We start from the raw sequence: 17,227 nt of genomic DNA, 5'->3' as shown, positions 1-17,227 counted from the left end.
GCAGCTGGACTATATTCTTAGGCAGGAGAATGTCAGAGGACGGATAATCTCTTATTATCCAGGATCGTTAAACTCTGTTTACTGTGTATCATCTCCCATTAACTTGCTGTTTGCACAAACCTGAGACACTGGTTGGATGTCTCATCGCGTCCATATCTGCGCCCGCGAGTCGGCATTCCGGCGTGACGAGCGCGGCGCGACGGCGCTGGAGTTCGCCCTGGTGGCGCCGCTGCTGTGCTTCGCCCTGCTCTCGCTTGTCGAGATCGGCGTGCTGGGCATGATGGCTAGCGGCCTGGACAACGCCGTGGCCGAGGTCGCGCGGAAGATACGCACCGGCCAGGGCAGCGCACCGACCGACGTGGGCAGCTTCGAGGATCAGGTCTGTGCGAACCTGGGGGGCAACGTCAGCGGCTGCCGCGCGCGCCTGGTGGTCAGCGCGCAGACGTTCTCGAAATTCGTCGACGCGGGCGCCAGCGTGACCTCGCCCCCGAACGGGGACTTCGACAAGGGTGGCGCGGGCGACATCGTGATCGTCAAGGCCGACTACAACTGGCCCTTGATCACGCCGTTCATGGCCACCGGCTATCCGCACGCCGGTCCCATGAGCGTGACCCTCGGAACACGCCTCGCATTCAAGAACGAGCCATTCAAATGATCCGGTTCATCCGCCGCGGCGCGGCCGACCAGAAGGGCGCCGCCGCCGTCGAGTTCGTCCTGATCTTCCCGGTGCTCTTCGTGCTGCACGTTGGGGCGGCGGAAGCGCTGATGGCCTACCAGGCGCAGCGCAACGTCGCCCACATCGCCTCCGCCATGGCCGACATCGTGGCGCAGAGCCGCTCGGTGACGACCAGCGACCTGGACGATGTGCTGACCGCCAGCGGCGCCATGATCCACCCGTACCCGCAACTGGGCGTGCAGCAGCGGATCTCCAGCATCAGCAAGAACAGTTCAGGGACCCAGACCACGGACTGGAGCGTGAAGAAGGCCTACACACTGACGGGCGGTCCTTCGGTTCCGTATGGATTCCTGGCCAACGGCGAGAGCGTGATCGTGACCGACGTGATCTACGACTACAAGCCGACCTTCGGACTGTTCATGCCGGCCACCATCCGCTTCACCCGCCACGCCTATGTGCGTCCGCGGCTCTCGAACCAGGTTGAGAAACTCTAGTCAGCTGCGCGGGAACCGGGTGGCGTCGTAAGTGCGCAGGACGAGGTCGCCGGCCGGCCGCGCCCGGGTCGCGGCGACGAACCGCCGCAACGCATCCGGCAGATCCTCCACCGCCGGCAGCCGTGTGCCATAGTTCCGCGGAAACACCAGCGGCCCGGCCAGGGCCGAGAAGATCACGTCCAGAGAGCCAGGCGCCGCGCCGCCCAGGAACGGGGTCTTGCGCCGGGCCAGCTCCGCCTCGACCAGCGCCAGGGCCTCCTCGATCTTCACCGGGGCGTCGGCGAGCGCCTGCGGCGAGAAGTCCAGGCCGCGCGCCATCAACACCCGCCAGAGCGGATAGAGCCGGCCGACGAAGGCGCGCTCCCAAAGCGGTGCGCGAAACGTCACGGTCGGAAGCAGCGCCTGCTTGTTGGGCAGCACATGATGATAGACGAACCGACGCACCTGGGTCAGCAGCCGGTCGAGCAGCTCTTCCACGAAAGCCTGGTTCGCGGCCCGTTCGTCCTCGGCTTCACCGAACAGCTTGCGTCCCGGCGGGCTCAGCGCATCGACGCCCTTGAGGGTGTCCCGCGCGCCGGTCCAGACCGCGCCCGCTGGCGTCACGATCACCGGCAACTCGACCCCGCCGCCGGCCGCGCGCGTGGCCAGCACGTGCAGCATCGGCGCGTGGCATTCCTCGGAGAACGGGACGTCGTAGCGGTCGAACAGCCAACGGGCGAGCTCGACCATCGGGCTGACCCGGGCCGTCACCATCCGGTAGGTCCCTGATGAGGCCATCACTGCCTCCCACATCCTGTTGCGCCGCCCACTGGCCACAACTCGACAATTCCGACAACAACCCTCACGATCATTATGCAATCCTGGGTGAAGACGAGGTGGGGCGTGTCGGGAAGTGTCTCTGGGGCCCCGGGCGGAGAAGCGCTGGACGGCGGACCGCTGATCGGGATCGAGCAGATCCGCACACCGGCAAAGGGCGGTGGTCTGCTTTCGGGTCCGGGCCCGCTTGCCCTCGCTGCCTGGCTCGGTGTTCGGGTGCTGAAGAAGCCGCTCCGGTTGGGCAAGGTCATCATCGCCGCGCGCCACCGCCATGTGCGCGAGGTGCTGAGCCGCGATCTGGACTTCGGCATCGCCCCGGTGAACGCCGGACGCATCGGGGCGGTCAACGGGCCGTTCGTGCTGGGCATGGACCGAGGCGCCGAACTGGTCCTCGAGCGCCGGGCGCTGTACGCGGCCCTGATGGCGGTGGATATGCCCGCCCTGGCCGCCAAGGCCTCGCTCGACGCCGATGAGCTGTTGTCCGCGGCCGGCGGATCGGTCGACGTGGTGGAGGGCTATGCGCGTCGCGTGGCGGGGCGCACGGCCGGGCGGCTGTTCGGGATCGGCGGGGTAGACGAGGCCCTGTTTCTCGAGGTCGCCCGCGCCATCTTCGCCCACACCTTCCTCAACCTCGGCGGGGACAAGGCGATCGAGGCGCGCGCGCTCAAGGCCGCGGAGCTGATGCGCGCCTGGCTAGCCGCCGAGATCGCCCGACGGCGCAAGAGCGGCCAACTGGGTGACGACATGATGGGCGCCCTGATGACGCAGGGGCTCCTGGACGACGACGGGGTGCGCCGCACCCTGGGCGGGATGCTGGTAGGGAGCATCGACACCACCGCCTCGGCCGTCGCCAAGATCGTCCACGTGCTGGGCCGCGACCGGGTGCTCGCGGAACGGGCGCGGCGCGACGCCGGCGACCTGGCGCGGATGCGCGGCTGGTGCTGGGAAGCGCTGCGGCGCTGGCCGCACAACCCCCTGGTGCTGCGCGAGACGCTGCGCGAGTCCAGCCTGGACGGAGTCGCGATCCCGGCGGGGGCCCGGGTCTTCGCCTGGACCCAGGCGGCGATGCAGGACGCCGAGGCGTTTCCGTTTCCCGCGCAGATGCGGCCGGATCGGCCCTCACGCGCCTACATGCACCTCGGCGGCGGCCTGCACGTCTGCGCCGGGCGGCCGGTAAACGACACCCAGATCCCCATGCTCGTCGGCAAGCTCCTGGATCGTGGGCTGGGCAAGGTGGGGCGCATCACTTGGGCCGGCCCGTTCCCCGACCATCTCACCGTGCAGCTCGGAGTCGGCCGATGAGCCACGCCATGGTCTCCATCGCCGCGCCCATCGTCGCGGCGCGCATCCCCGAGGCCCTCGCGCTGATCGAGTCGATGGGCAATCCCGCCACCGATGAAATCGCGGTGGCCCTGGCGCGGCTGGACGGCGACGAGGGCGTCCATTTCATGAGTCTCCACGCCATTGGGCCGGACGCGCCGGGCGGGAGCCGCGGCCACCTGCTGCTGGAATTCTCCGCCGATGGGGACCCCGACGCAGCGATCGCGCGGATCGCGGCGCGGATCGGGCCCCAGCTTGTCGCCGTCTTCGCCTGCGCCCAGGACTGGAGCGGCGGGTCCCTGGAAGCCTACCTGAAGGCCCATAAGGTGCGGGTCGGCCAGGGCTGGTTCGGGGAGGCCGGACTGGCCTTCGACGGGACGCCGGGGATGAGCGTCGGGCGCATCCACCGCGAGGCTGCGCTGGCGGACTTCCTAGCCCACGCGGTGGGCGACGACCGCACCCAAGACCTGGCGGCGCTGAGCCGGCTGGAGGCGGCCAGGGCGGTGGTGCGCGGCGATGTGCGCTTCGCCTGGGCCCTGGAGACGCCGGCGCCGCTCCCGGTCCAGCCCAAGCCGTCGACGCTTGGCCTGGTGGCCTCGCTCGCCGCCTCGTTCGTCACCACCTACCTGTGGCCCCTGGCCGTGCCGCTGCTCATCGTCGCGGGGCTCGGACTGTTCCACGCCGCGCGGTGGGCGCTGTCAGTGGAGCTGACGGCCGACGTCGTGGTTCGCGGCCTGTGGGCGGCGATCATGTGGGTGGTGATCGTGGCGGTGCTGACCGGCCTTGCCGTGGTGGCCGGCCTGGCGGCGCTTTACCTCAGCCTGCGCAAGCAGGAGGCCACCGACTGGACCTCCGACGCCGCGCCCAAACGCGAGGTGCTGCGGGAGATCCTGCGCCACGAGAACCGCGGCGCGCAGAACCATATGATCTCCGTGACCCTGCAGAAGCCGGGGTTCACGCGGACCATGACCCTGCGACTGGCGTTCTGGATCATCCTGGGTCTTGCGTCCCGCAGGTTCAAACCGGGCTTCCTGGGCGAGATCGGCACCATCCATTTCGCCCGCTGGGTGACCTTGCCCGGGACCCGGCAGGTGGTGTTCCTGTCCAACTACGGCGGCAGCTGGGAGAGCTATCTCGAGGATTTCATCACCCGGGCGCACAACGGCCTGACGGCGGTGTGGTCGAACACAGTCGGCTTCCCGCGCGCCGAGAACCTCTTCCAGAAGGGCGCGACGGACGGCGAGCGATTCAAGCGCTACGCCCGCCAGAGCATGGCGCCGACGCCGTTCTGGTATTCGGCCTACCGCACGCTCTCGACCGCCAACATCCGCACCAACGCCGCCATTCGCGTCGGGCTGGCCGCGGCCATGACCGACGAGGAGGCGAAGACCTGGCTGGCCCTGTTCGGGTCGGCTTCGCGGCCGGCGTCGAAACTGGAGACCAACCAGATCCAGAGCCTGGTGTTCGGCGGCCTCGGCTTCAAGCCGCACGGCGTGATCATGATCGCCGACTTCCAGGACGATACCGCGGCCGTCCGCGCCTGGCTGCGCGACGTTCAACCCCTGATCGCCTTCGGCGACGGCCGGCGGATCGACCGGGCGGCCGTGGCCACGCTGGCCCTGGGGCCCGGCGCCCTGGCCAAGGCCGGCTTGCCGCCGGCCGCGCTGGAGACCTTCCCCGCGGCCTACCTGGACGGCATGACCGAGCCTGGCCGCGCCCGCGTCCTCGGCGACGATCCGGACGAGCCCTGGTGGTGGAAGCACCGCGGCCCCTACGATGCGGCGATCCTGGCTTACGGCGACGACGAGGCCGCCGTCGAGGGGCTCAGGAAGACGGTGAGCGATCTCCTCAAGCGCCACGGCCACGGCGCTCCCGAGGTGTTCCCGCTGACGCCTGTGGCCGACAAGGCCTACAAGCGCCTCGAACCCTTCGGCTTCGTCGACGGGACTTCGCAGCCGGTGATCCGCGGCACCTACCGCGGCCTGCGCACCCCCGATCCGATCCATCTGGTCGAGCCGGGCGAGTTCATCCTCGGCTATCCCGACAACCGCGGCAACCTGCCGCCGGGGCCCTCGCTGAACGCCCTGGATGATCCACACAACCTCTTGCCCATCCGCTGCGACAGCGACGCCGGGTTCGCCGAGAACGTGGCGGACGCGCCGCGCGAGATCGGCCGCAACGGCTCGTTCCTCGTCATCCGCCAACTGGAACAGGACGTCGCCGCGTTCGAAAAGTACTGCGCGGACGAGGCGAAATTGGTCACCGGACGGTTCGGCGAGCCGTACCATGTGACTCCGGAGTTCATCGGCGCAAAGCTGATCGGGCGCTGGAAGGATGGCTCCTCCCTGGTGCGTAATCCCTACTTGCCCGCGTCGGACGCGCGCGCGCGGCAGAAGCCAACCGCGCGCCCGCTGACCACCAGCGCCAGTCCGGTGCCGGCCGCCACGCCGGTCCATCCCACCGAAGCGCCAGGTCCTGCCACACCCCAGCGGCTCGGGGCGGCGGAAGCCGCGTCGAGGACGGCCTACACGGTGGCGGACAACGACTTCCTCTACGGCGTCGAGGACCCGGAGGGCGTGCACTGCCCGTTCGGCGCGCACATCCGCCGGGCCAATCCCCGCGACAGCCTCGAGCCGGGCTCGCAGGACCAGATCGACATCTCCAACCGCCACCGCATCCTGCGCGTCGGCCGCGGCTTCGACCGCGTCAAGGACCGCAACCCCGGCCTGATGTTCATGTGCCTGAACGGCGACCTGGAGCGGCAGTTCGAGTTCGTGCAGCAGACCTGGCTGGGCAGCGAGACGTTCCACGGCCTCTCCGGCGAGCGCGACCCGATCACCACCGACAAGGCCGGCTGCCCCGCCGGCTACACCGTGCCCACCCGGGATGGGCCGGTGCGGCTCGGGCGAATGGAGCGGTTCGTTACGCCAAGGGGCGGCGGGTACTTCTTCCTGCCCGGTCGGCGGCTGCTGGAGTTCCTGAGCAGCTGACCAGTCGCACATCAGGCGCGCGAACGCGGCGCGTGATGGTTGCTCCGCCATCCAGCGGCAGGTTCCGTGGATCGCGCTCTAGCGTTCCTGCATCATCCTCAGCTCGTCGATGCGCTGGCGATAGATCCGGGTGACGGCATTGCGGGAGTAACGGGCAGCGTCCTCGCGAATCTCCAGCCAATCGGCTTGCTCCGCGCCTAGGTCGGCCTCGGGAACGCCGGCCGCCAACGCCGCGTCGTAGGCCCGCCACATCTGCCGGTCCAAGGCGGCCAGACGCGCGTCAGAACAGACCATCGCCCGTGCTTGGCTAGGCGCGTCTTGGCAATCATCAGCGCTACCCGGTGGTAGGTCGGCGAACTCTCGCGGGCTCGGCGCGAGCGGCGCGATGCTCGGCTGCGGGGGCGTTGGGGGAGCCTCTGGCTGTGGAGCAGCTGCTCTGGTGGAAGGCGAAATGTCCTGGGCGGCGGCGGTGACATCGGCGGCGCGCCCGGTCTGTGGGGGGAGGGCTGTCTGGCGGGACACGAGGTCAGGCGGCAACACCTCTAGGATGTCCCCCGTAGGTGGCGGTGGTGTGGGGGACGGGACCTGCGCAACCTCGACGTCCATTTGCGCTGTCGCGGCGCTCGGGGCGGCCATCGCGGCCTCGCGTGCGCGATTGGCGTCCGGGCCTAGTAGAGGCCGGCCCAGCCAAAGTCCGGTCGCAACCGCCAAGGCAATGCCTGCCGCAGCCACGACCCCTCGCGCGGGCAAACTAGGCCGTCGTCGCGCGTCGCCCTCGATCTGCTGGTCGTCTCTGGGCGATGCATGAGCGTCATCCATATCCTTGAGCGGGGTATCGTCCGCATAGAGGTGGAAGCCCTCGAAACCGTCCCGAGGGTCGGGGCCGTTGGCAACGTCTGCATCAACGTCACGAGGGGTATCGTCGGCGAACGAGCGAAAACCCGTGAGGGGCCCCGACGCGTTATGCACGTCCCTATCATCCATGACAGGCTCGCCCGTTCTGCTGTCCGCCGAGCTTCAATCGCTCAGGTCTCCCGACGGTTGCGTGGCCAGGGACCGAAAAGTGACCTCCGCGTCGTCGGCGACCGCCAATTCCGATGTCCCTGGCCCCACCAGCGTCGCCGGTGACGGTCTGGCTTCCTGGGACGGCACGAGGGCTGTCGCGAAGGCGAACCCCATTTCTGGCGGACGGGGTGGGTGTCTACCCCGTCTTTCAATTCAATAGCTTAGGGTGTCTAACCCCCGCGCCAGGGCTCATTGATTTCCATAGCATTTCCGAGCGTTTGTCTAACCTCTTGGAGCGGCCGGCGTGAGCGGGCGTGGACCCAGGGGCTGGTTCTCCGGCCGGCAATGCTGCGCAGGTCGCGCCCTCTTGGGCCTCTCGGTCGACGCGCTGGCCAGGGCTGCCGGTCTGGAGCCTGAAGCCATCGACCTTTACGAGGGTGGCGAAGACCTGGACGACCGCGCCAAGCGGGCCTTGAGCGAAGCGCTAAACGCGGCGGGTTGCGTGGCCAAGGCTGCAACGATCCATGCCGGCGAAGGGGTCCGCGTTACGCGTCCGGCGGAGGTCCTGCTCCCCGCGCTGTGGCCTTACCGCGAGCGGCACGCGCGTTTCCGGGACGTGTGATGGGCCACCGCTTGGTCACCTACGTCTATTCCGTCGTCGTGGGCGATGCTGTGGCGAAGGCGCTCTTGGCTCGGCTCGCCGACGGCGCGAACCCGATGGGTGAGTGCTTCTTCGCTCACGGCACCCTATCGGACGAGCTGGAAATTCCCCGCCGCACGCTCCAGCGGAAACTCCAGTATCTGGTCGCCGAGGGCTTTCTACAGATCGAGCCGCGCTATCGGCCGAGCAACGGCGGACGTTCGAGCAACCTCTACAGGATCCTCGCGCCGAGCGAGTATCTCCGACCCACGTCTGACGAGGGCGCCGATGCACCCCTGCGCCAGGGTGGCGCGGGGGGCCCTGGCCAGGATGGCGCAGGGGTATGCGCCAAGGCTTGGCGCAGCCCCCGCGCCAAGGGTGGCGCAGGATATGAACCCTCTTCTCTAACCTTTCAGTCTTCTGAAGAAGACTTCAACGCGCGCCGAGGTCTTGCGTCCTCGGGCGCGCACGGCGTGCGCACTCCCCACGATCATGACGTGGCCCAGCCGGCCGGCTGCTTGCCGGGTCGGTGGGTTGCCGTACCTCCGGAGCTTCGCGAGCAGGTTCTCAGCGAGGCCCAACGGACCGCAGGCTGGGCCGTCAACTACCTCGACCGCTGTGGCATAGATCTCGAAGCACGATCGATACATCCAGCCACAGCCGTGGCGAGGGGCGAGCTCGATCAGTTCCCGGTGCGGAGCGTGCTGGGTCGGGCTGGGCTTGTGATCGGGCATCCACTCCCCCTGGCGCAGCTGCAGCGCGCCATTGCCGCCGGTGAGGCGGCCCCTGATGAGTGGGGCAAAGCATGAGCGCTGCACCAGCCAACGACTGCGCCACGGCGGTCAACTCCCTGGAGACCTCGGCCGACCTGGTGCAGCTGAAGATCACCAAGGTCCTGCTGATGTGTCGTGTGCTCGGCGGTGAGTTCGTACCCACGCTAGCGGCCTTGGTTGCAGTGGCTCCGACGCCGCGAAGCAGCGACCTGGTGATGGCGTGGCTGCTCATGCAGCGGGCCGCGCGGGACCACGCGGCGCGGGGTCTGGCATGAGGAGGGGGGGGTGGTCAGATAAGTCGAATGGGGCGCCTGTCGCGGACCGGTGGGGGAGTTACTCGCAGGTTTTTTTCCTCGGCCTCCGACAATTTCTCGGGACGCAGAGGGCTTCCTGCCCGGCTGCCGAGCGGGTGGGACTTCGTAAGTGGCTGAAAAGACTAGCGTTATCCAGACGCCGGCTCCAGTTGATCTGGTCGCGACGGCTATTTTTTCGGGACGGGACTGTCATAGGCCCAGGTGCGATTGCCGCTGTCGGGTGGCGCTCGTGACGGAGGCCCCGGCGTGTGCGGACTGTGGGGCTGATCTGCCGGTGACAGCCGGTCGGCTGGGGCGGCCTCGGCGATGGTGCGAGACCTGCCGGCCGCCGGTCGCTGAACGCCTCCCGGCGGGCGCTCCGGCGGCGCCGCGCAGAAAGGTGAGGTACGTCTGCGAGTGCTGCGGCGGGCCCTTCGTGGCCACGCGGGCCGCGAGACACTGCGGCAACACGTGCCGCGTTCGCGTCGGTCGAGCTCAGCATCGGGGGCAGGATTGAGCACCGCCGCTGCCGGGCTGCGGGACCTGATCGCACAGGTGCGCGCGAACCCTGCCGATCAGACGGCCACCCTTCTCCTAGCCGACGCCATGGACTGGGCGCTGGCGGAGCTGGCGGGCGTCACCAGCGCCGACGTCGATCTGCTGGCGGAGCTCTACACGGTGCGCGGCGTGCGGCACTTCAGCGCCGCCTGGGTACTGCAGCGTGCCAGGGGGCTCACGCGCCTCCGTGAGGCCCTGATCGATGCCGTTGGTGAACCGCTCATCCCACGACGCGTCGGCAAGTACCTGGCCAGCCTGCAGGGTCTCGACGTCGGCGGGTGGATCGTGAGGAACGACGGGCGCGACAAGGAGGGCGCGATCTGGACGGTGAAAAAAACATGTATTTGACCCCGCCCCACTGTCATCCGCGCGGATGACGGCGCGGTCGAAGCGGTTCGTCCTGCATCGCGAGATGCCAAAGAAGCCGAACCACACCGTCAACATCCTCCCGCCGCGGGAGCAGATCGAGCGCGAGCTTGCGGATCGTCGCAGGCGGATTACCGAGCTGCAGTCGAAGATCGACACGGCCCCTGTGGCTGAACTGATCAGCTCCGGCGACACCTGGGCGGCGGGCATCCGCGCGATCGAGGACGGCGTACCGGGTGGCGCGGTCTACCAGGAATTCAGCATCGCCGAGCTTAAGGCGCGGAAGGTGCGGATCGAGGCAGGCTTGCCGGAGACTGACGCCCCTGCGGCGCCGCCTGCGTCGAAGCCTCACAGTCTCCGGTTCCCCATCGAGATCGGGCCTGCCCCCCAAGACATCACGGGCGACCCCGCAAAGGATCCGATCGCGACTGCGGCCTGGGAGTGGGTTCGGGAACGGCTGCGCGCTGCGTCTCCGAAACTGCGGGTGGCGTGCGCTTACACACAAGACACGCACTTTGGTCTGGTCAGCGCGCTTATCCTGCTCAAGACCTCAAACGATCGCCTCCAAGAGCGACTGAAGCGTCTCGAGGATCGCGCCGCAGAGGCCTTTATCGACGACATCCAGGTCGAGCAGCCCGGCTTGCGGACGATGGTACTCAGCTTCACCCGTGGAGAAGTCGCACGCCGCTTCGAGCTGAGCCTCGGCGGCTTCGTGGACCGCGGCGTGCACAAGGACGGCGAGGCCTACGAGCTGGGCGACGCGGTGACCTTCGGCGGCCAGCTGTGGATCGCCCAGGGACCGACGACGGAGAAGCCGGGCGGCAACGACGCGTGGCGCCTGGCGGTCCGCAAGGGGCGCGACGGCAAGGACGCGCCGCAGACGCCGCCGAAAAACCAGACCATCCGCTATGCGTAAACCTCGCGACCGAGGATCAGCGGAAAGACGCCAAAAGCGCGGCGCGCCCGCCGCGCGCACTCCAGAGAGGTCCGCATGACCGACACGACCCAGCCGCTCGCCGGCCGAGCCTACTCGCTGATCTCGATCCGGAAGACCGCCGAGGCTGACGCCAGACGCACGTTTTCGGGGATTGCCACGACGCCGACGACCGATCGGGTCGGCGACGTCGTCAACCCGATGGGCGTGACGTTCAAGAACCCGCTCCCGCTGCTCTGGCAGCATAAACACGACCAGCCGATCGGCTGGGTGAGGTTCGGGAGGCCGACGAAGGATGGCATCCCGTTCGACGCCGAGATCGCGAAGATCTCGGAGGCCAGCGGTCTCAAGGACCGCACGGACGACGCCTGGTTAAGCTTGAAGCACAAGCTGGTCGGCTGCGTCTCCATCGGCTTCCGCGCCACGAAGTGGGCCTGGATCGGCGACTACGACGGGATCGAGTTTCAGGAGACCGAGGTTTACGAACTATCGGCCGTGACCATCCCGGCGAACCCGGACGCCGTCATCACCGAGATTTCCGTCGCCAAAGGCGCCGCCCGCGCGGCCCTTATCAAGTCTTTCGACGTCAGCGCCCCGACCTCCGTCCGCCCGAAGCGATCAGCGACAGCCGGCGGCGGCCACATCGTCAAGCTGGACAGGGCTGAACGCGCGGGCGGCGTCGTGAAGCTCACGGCCGCCGATCGGGCGTTCGGTCGGGCTATGGCCCTCGCGGAGACGCGGAATGCCGGTCGACCTACACCTGTCGTTCGGCTGCCGGCGGAGTTTCTGACCCCCAAGCAGCTGCACGCGAGAGCCGAGGCCGACGCTGCGCAGGCGAACCTGGAGCGGGCCCGCGCCGAGCTTGAAGAGCGCCAGGCGCGGCGCCTGAGGGCGCTGCCATGATCGGGCTCGAAATTCGGACGCGGATCGCCTGCGCGATGGCCGACCGGCCCCGCGAGGAGGTCTTGCGCATGCAGGCCTTCGCGATCGCGGCCAGCGCCGGCATGTGCCCGTTCACGGCAGGCGCGGCGACAGGGACGCCGTTCAGCCGTGACGAGCGGCCTCGCTCGGCCAGGCCTGCGCCGTCGGTCGTACTCGAGGACGTCGCGGCGCTCTTGCCCGCGGACCTTCCGCCGGAGGTAGCCGCGCGCATCCAGGTGTTCACCCTGGCGCTCAAGGCGCGCATGCCCGTCGCCGATGCCGCGTGCGCGACCGGCCTTGGGGCAGTCGTCGACGTCCAGGACGACGGCGCCGTGTCGGTGCAGCTGGACCGCCTCGGGTTCACGGGGTCGGTCCGCCTGGAGAGCATCCATTGAAGCTCAGGCTCCCGCCCTTCCGCGCACGCGCCTTCGCCGAAGATCCGCACGCCGAGCTTGACCGTGTTGTCGCGGCGGCGGCGGCCCAGATCGGCAGGACCGTCGACGCGATGCGGCTCAGTCCCGACCAGGCCGGCTTTGCTCGCGACATCAACCGCGCACATGCCGCTGACTTGCGGGAGCTGCTGCGCAAGCGGGCAATCCGCGAGGCTCGGCTGCGTGGGTTTAGGCTGCCGGCCGATTTCGGCGCGCCGCCCTCGGCGGACGCCTTGGCCGCGGTGGCGCCTGTCGGTTCCGCCTGATGTCCAGCGACCAGCCCGGCGCGCACGCCGTGCGCGCCACGTACGAAACCCTCGCGGCGAAGCTTCACCCGGCCATCCTCGCGGAGTGGCGGTTAGCTTCGACAGCTTTGCCGACATGGTCGAAATCGGCATGCCCCGCCCGGCCGCGCTCCAGACCGCGCTCGCGGACGTCCCGACAGACTGGCCGGCAAACGTGCCGGCGTTCGCTCCCCCGCCCCAAGAGGTGACGCCATGGCCACAGGCAACGCGACCATCGCTGCGCTGAAAGTCTCGCTGGGCCTGGACAGCGCCCAGTTCGAGACCGGCCTGCGCGATGCGTCGGCGACGATGCAGCGGGAGAGCCGCAAGCAGGCGGCGGCGGCGCAGTCGCTGGAGCGGCGGATCTTCGCCCTGAAGTCGGCGATGGACCCGGCCTGGGCCGCGCAGCAGCGCCTCAATACGGAAATGAAGGAGGCGGCGGACCTCTACAAGCTGGGGGCGATCTCGGCGTCGGACTACGCCAAGCGGGTCGGCCAGCTCGATCAGGCGATGGCTGCCGCTGCGCGGGGGCACGTGGGGCTCGCCAACGCCCAGGGCGTGGCCACGAAGTCGTCCAAGGTCCTGCAGCAGGCCGGCCTGAACCTGTCGCGGCAGTTTGCCGACGTGGGCGTCAGCCTGGCCGGCGGCGCCTCTGCAGGGCTGGTGCTGATCCAGCAGGGACCGCAGATCGCCGACGCCTTCGCCCAGGCTAAGACGCAGGGCGCCGGTTTCGGTGCGGTGATCAAGGGCCTGGGCGCGTCGATCGCGCCATTCGCGCCGGCGCTGGCGGCCGTGGGCGGTGCGGCCGCAGTCACTTTCGGCGTGGCCGGGCTGGCGGCCCGCGCCCTGAACAAGGACAGCGCCAACGCGGTCAAGAGCCTCGGCCTGACCGAGGATCAGCTGAAGCGGCTGAAGAAGCAGGGCGTCGACACCGGCGTGACCATCGGCGACGTGTTCCGCGGCACGTTCAACTACCTGAAGGGCGCGGTCGGGCCGATCCTGGCGCCGATCGGCAAGTTCTTCGGCGAGCTGCTCGACGGCATCACCAAGGGTTTGGTCACGTACTACAAGACGATCGTCGGCGGCTTCCGCGGTGCGTTCGAGGCGGTCAAGGCGACCTGGAAACTACTGCCGGCAGCGCTCGGTGATGCGACGATCTCAGCTACCAACGCGGTGCTGAAGGCGACCACCGCGATGATCAACGGGATCATCGCCAAGTACAACGAGCTGCTGCCGATCATTCGCACGCTGCTGTCGGCGACAGGCAATCGGGTGCTGGCCGCAGGGCTTCGGCCCGGTCAGGCCGTGAGTGCGCCACAGCTGGCCAATCCCTTCGCGGGTTCGGCCGCCGGAGCGGCGCAGGCCGCCCAGGTGGGGTTCCAAAGGGGCTTCGCGGCGGGCTCGGCCGACGTCGACAAGGTGCTGGGCGGGCTGGCCAAGTCGATCCTCGGCGCACGCCGTGCGCGGGTGCTGAAGGCCGCAGGCGAGGCCGACAAAGGCGGCAAGGCTGGTGGGAGCCGCACGTCCACGCCGCGGGACACGACCGACGAGCGCGAGGCGCAGATCGCCGCGCAGCTGGCGCAGGCCGCGCAAGATGAGCTGCAGGCGCGACTGGCCCTGGTGCGCGAGGTCGGCGAACGCCTGGCGCTGGAGAAGCAGATCCTCGCGGCCGAGCTGAAGGAACAGCAGGCGCGGGTCGACGCGCAGATCGCCGCGATCGCCGACGACAAGGGCCTCGACGATGTGGCCAAGCAGCTGCGGACCGCGGATCTGGAGCGGTTGAAGCTCCAGCAGGCGCGGACGGCCGGGCTGAAGGAACAGGCGCTGGACGAGCGGGCTGCGGCCGAGATCGCCCGCGAGGCGGCGGAGACCCAACAGGCTGGCCTGGCCAACGAGATCGACCTGCTGGGCGCGCAGGCGGACACCCTGAAGTCGGCCTTCGCGCGGGCCCTGGCAGGGCAGAAGATCCTGGCCGTCGAGCACGAGCTGGAGCTGGCCAAGGTCGAGGAGGTCATCCGCTCGAAGACGGCGACCCGCGAGGAGATCGCCCGGGCGGAAAGCCGCAAGGCGACGCTCCTGAAGCTGCAGGACATCGAGAAGACGCAGGCGAAGGAACAGACCCGCCTGGTCAATGCGATCCAGGAGGCCGCCGACGGGGCGCTTGGCTTCAGGAACGCGATCAAGCGTCACGACTGGGCTGCCATATTCACCGAATTCCAGCGGACGATCGAGACGATCCAGGCCGCCTTTGCCAGCCAGGGCTTGACCGGCGGCCTGCTGACGGCGGGGTCCGCGGCGGCTCAACTCATCGGCGGGAAGACCGGCCGCATCGCGGGCAACGCTCTGGGGATCGCAGGCCTAGGTCTCAGCACCGGCGCCTTCGCGGCGTCCACGGCCGGGGCGGCTGCGCTCGGGGCGGCCGGTCTCAGCTCGGCGGCCATCGCCGGACTGGCCGCCGCGGCGCCGCCGCTGGCCGCAGCCGCGGCCGTGCTCTACGCCGCCGCCAAGCTGTTCAACATCGGCGGCAAGCCCTCCAACAAGGGGGCCGGCTTCGACCTGGTCACCGGGGCGATCAGCGGCAACAAGCGCGACCAGGAGACGGAGAACGCTGCGCGCTCGGCCGGCGAGGCGATCCGCGGCATCCAGGACGCCCTGAAGGGCGCGGGCATCGGGCTGACCGACGCGATCACCGGGCTGGTGATCGGCACCCGCGACCAGACGCAGATCTACCTGCAGAGCGGCAAGACGCTGCGCTCGGCCGTGGGCGACGGCGCCGCGGCGGTGGACACCGCGCTGCGTGCGCTGCTGGAGGGCGCGACCTACGTCAGCGCCGCGCAGAAGAAGCTGGTGGACTCGGCCCTGGCGACCGGCAAGGGCTTCGACGCCATCATCGAGGTCCTGTCCAGCTACGAGGCGGCGCAGAAGCTGTCGGGCCGGCTGGCGGACCAGATCCTGCAGCTGACCGACCCCAAGGCCTACGACCTGGAGGGCGTGAAGCGGGCGATCGACGAGCAGAAGGCGGCCTATGCCGAACTGGCGGCCGAGGGCTACCTCACGGCCGAGCAGCTGGCCACGATCAACGGCCAGCTGGCCACGCTGCAGGGCCTGCAGATCGACGAGGTCCTGAAGCGCTACGCCGAGAACATCGCCACGATCGAGCCACCGGCGGTGAACGACAACAGCCTCGACTTCCTGGGCGACGTGGCGCGGACCACGGCCGACGGCCTGCGCGACGCCTATGACGCGTTCGCCAGCGCCAAGCGCGAGGAGATCGACGGCCTGCGCGCCGCCGCCGCCGGGCTGGACAGCTTCCTGCGGGAACTGAAGCTGGGGCCCGTCGCAGGGCGCAACCCGGTGGCCCAGCTCGAGGTGCTGCGCGGCGAGTTCAAGCGGCTCTCGGCGCTGCCCGCCGCCAATCCGGAGCGGCTGGCCAACCTGCAGGGCGTGGCCCAGGCCTTCGTGGAGGCCTCGCGCGCGGCGTCGCCGGACGAGCTGAGCTTCCGGCGCGACCTGAACGCCGTGCAGCGGGAGGTGACGGCCTCGCGCGACGCGGCCGAGGCGCAGGCCGACATCGGCCAGGCGCAGCTCGACGCGCAGACCGCCATGCTCACGCAACTGGGCGTGCTGACCCTGGTGACGAAGGACATGGCGGCGGCGCTGAAGGACTACCTGGTCGCGCAGAAGAACCTGCAAACGGCCGGCGGCGCGCCGATCAACTTCGACGCGGCGCGCTATGCGGCGGTGAGCCCCGACCTGGTCGAAAACTTCACCTCCGGCGGGTCGCTGCGCAGCGCGGGCAAGACGCTGGAGGAGGCGCTGCTCGCCCACTACCTGACGACCGGCATCGGCGAGATCGCCTCGGGTGGCCGGCGCCGCGGGTTCGCCACGGGCGGGTCGTTCCGGGTGGGCGGACACGGCGGGATCGACAACCAGTTGATGCAGTTCTGGGCCTCGCCTGGCGAGATGGTCAGCGTCACGCACGGCGATCCGCAGGCGGGGGTCGGCGAAGGCCTGCGCCAGATCGACCGGCGACTTGGGATGCTGGAGATCGCGGAAGCAAAGAGCCTCGGCTACCTGCGACGGATGGAGAAGGTCTTCACCAAGTGGGACGGCGACGGCCTGCCGGCCGAGCGCAACGTCGCCTGACCGCGCACGCCGTGCGCGTCATCATCTCGTCCGGGGTCGGCAATGTCGTTCCCGTAATTCCCTGGCCAGCGCCATCTGTGCGACCGCCTTCACGGCCGCTTCGAACCGCGCCGACATCGGGGGGAGGAGGGAGGGTGAGGCCTCATCAGGGGCTGGCGGCCCTACGGGGCGCTCGGTCGTGTGCATGTGGCGAGCGTAGCCCGCGTCGGGGTGGATTGTATCGGGCCGAGAACGGGGGCAACGTGTCCGTGGGTGTGAGAACCCGGACCTGTGTACGGCCGACGCTCCTTTGGCGAGGACGTCAGCCCCAGTTCGAGCTGGGGAACCCCCCGCTTCGAACGTTGCGGACGCGCTTGGCGGCGCTCCGACCTTGGCCTTATGGCCGGGGGCGGCGCGCCATGTCCAGGGGCCTAGGCCCTAAAAGCCCGTCGACCTGTCACACAGGCAGGTTCTCACCCCCCGGCTTCCGGGTCTGTCACCCGGTGCGGCCATTGAGGCCCGTGGGATGAGAACCGCCATGAACGCCCATACTCCCAAACACCTGATCGCCTCCGTTGGGGCCACCCCTGGCGCGTGCCCG

The 17,227-nt window shown here is 69.3% G+C and carries 15 protein-coding genes; 13 read left to right on the top strand and 2 right to left on the bottom strand.

Going from position 1 to position 17,227, the window contains the following annotated elements:
* Positions 1–136 precede the first annotated feature (136 nt).
* Together QZV94_RS01805 and QZV94_RS01800 are read left to right on the top strand one after the other, a co-directional pair.
* Positions 137–655 carry a TadE/TadG family type IV pilus assembly protein gene (locus QZV94_RS01805; protein WP_293676089.1) on the top strand — a complete coding sequence of 173 codons (519 nt, stop codon included), beginning with the start codon at positions 137–139 and terminating at the stop codon, positions 653–655.
* On the top strand, positions 652–1,170 hold the full coding sequence (locus QZV94_RS01800) for a TadE/TadG family type IV pilus assembly protein (protein ID WP_293676088.1): 519 nt from the start codon (positions 652–654) through the stop codon (positions 1,168–1,170). Before QZV94_RS01805 ends, QZV94_RS01800 begins: the two co-directional genes overlap by 4 nt.
* Here the strand turns inward: QZV94_RS01800 and QZV94_RS01795 are convergent, their stop codons facing one another.
* Positions 1,171–1,947, bottom strand: a complete 777-nt coding sequence (locus QZV94_RS01795; protein ID WP_293676087.1) for a hypothetical protein — start codon at positions 1,945–1,947, stop codon at positions 1,171–1,173.
* Between the two features lie 105 nt (positions 1,948–2,052).
* On the opposite strand from QZV94_RS01795, the gene QZV94_RS01790 reads away from it, so the two are divergent.
* Together QZV94_RS01790 and QZV94_RS01785 are read left to right on the top strand one after the other, a co-directional pair.
* Positions 2,053–3,288, top strand: coding sequence for a cytochrome P450 (locus QZV94_RS01790; protein ID WP_293676086.1), 1,236 nt, complete (start codon positions 2,053–2,055; stop codon positions 3,286–3,288).
* Positions 3,285–6,296, top strand: coding sequence for a hypothetical protein (locus tag QZV94_RS01785; RefSeq protein ID WP_293676085.1), 3,012 nt, complete (start codon positions 3,285–3,287; stop codon positions 6,294–6,296). Before QZV94_RS01790 ends, QZV94_RS01785 begins: the two co-directional genes overlap by 4 nt.
* A 78-nt stretch (positions 6,297–6,374) precedes the next feature.
* Here the strand turns inward: QZV94_RS01785 and QZV94_RS01780 are convergent, their stop codons facing one another.
* A complete protein-coding gene (locus tag QZV94_RS01780; protein ID WP_293676084.1) occupies positions 6,375–6,590 on the bottom strand; it encodes a hypothetical protein in 216 nt (71 codons plus the stop codon).
* A gap of 1,078 nt (positions 6,591–7,668) precedes the next feature.
* Between QZV94_RS01780 and QZV94_RS01775 the strand changes: the two genes are divergently transcribed.
* From QZV94_RS01775 to QZV94_RS01735, 9 genes are all read left to right on the top strand, one after another.
* Positions 7,669–7,923 (top strand): hypothetical protein, encoded by a 255-nt coding sequence (locus QZV94_RS01775; RefSeq protein ID WP_293676083.1) that lies wholly within the window; start codon positions 7,669–7,671, stop codon positions 7,921–7,923.
* Between the two features lie 11 nt (positions 7,924–7,934).
* On the top strand, positions 7,935–8,750 hold the full coding sequence (locus tag QZV94_RS01770; RefSeq protein ID WP_293676082.1) for a hypothetical protein: 816 nt from the start codon (positions 7,935–7,937) through the stop codon (positions 8,748–8,750).
* A complete protein-coding gene (locus tag QZV94_RS01765; RefSeq protein WP_293676081.1) occupies positions 8,747–8,989 on the top strand; it encodes a hypothetical protein in 243 nt (80 codons plus the stop codon). The genes QZV94_RS01770 and QZV94_RS01765 overlap by 4 nt, the downstream gene beginning before the upstream one ends.
* Positions 8,990–9,520: 531 nt before the next feature.
* Positions 9,521–9,913 carry a hypothetical protein gene (locus QZV94_RS01760; RefSeq protein ID WP_293676080.1) on the top strand — a complete coding sequence of 131 codons (393 nt, stop codon included), beginning with the start codon at positions 9,521–9,523 and terminating at the stop codon, positions 9,911–9,913.
* Positions 9,914–9,977: 64 nt separating this feature from the next.
* Positions 9,978–10,847, top strand: a complete 870-nt coding sequence (locus QZV94_RS01755; RefSeq protein WP_293676079.1) for a hypothetical protein — start codon at positions 9,978–9,980, stop codon at positions 10,845–10,847.
* Between the two features lie 75 nt (positions 10,848–10,922).
* A complete protein-coding gene (locus QZV94_RS01750) occupies positions 10,923–11,768 on the top strand; it encodes an HK97 family phage prohead protease (protein WP_293676078.1) in 846 nt (281 codons plus the stop codon).
* Positions 11,765–12,181 (top strand): hypothetical protein, encoded by a 417-nt coding sequence (locus QZV94_RS01745; protein ID WP_293676077.1) that lies wholly within the window; start codon positions 11,765–11,767, stop codon positions 12,179–12,181. Before QZV94_RS01750 ends, QZV94_RS01745 begins: the two co-directional genes overlap by 4 nt.
* Complete coding sequence (locus tag QZV94_RS01740) at positions 12,178–12,483, top strand: hypothetical protein (RefSeq protein ID WP_293676076.1); 306 nt, start codon at positions 12,178–12,180, stop codon at positions 12,481–12,483. The genes QZV94_RS01745 and QZV94_RS01740 overlap by 4 nt, the downstream gene beginning before the upstream one ends.
* A gap of 231 nt (positions 12,484–12,714) precedes the next feature.
* On the top strand, positions 12,715–16,647 hold the full coding sequence (locus tag QZV94_RS01735; RefSeq protein ID WP_293676075.1) for a phage tail length tape measure family protein: 3,933 nt from the start codon (positions 12,715–12,717) through the stop codon (positions 16,645–16,647).
* Positions 16,648–17,227 lie beyond the last annotated feature (580 nt).

Origin of the sequence: uncultured Phenylobacterium sp. (assembly GCF_902826855.1) — a bacterium.
GTDB lineage: Bacteria > Pseudomonadota > Alphaproteobacteria > Caulobacterales > Caulobacteraceae > Phenylobacterium.
This window is presented reverse-complemented; position numbering and strand designations above follow the sequence as displayed.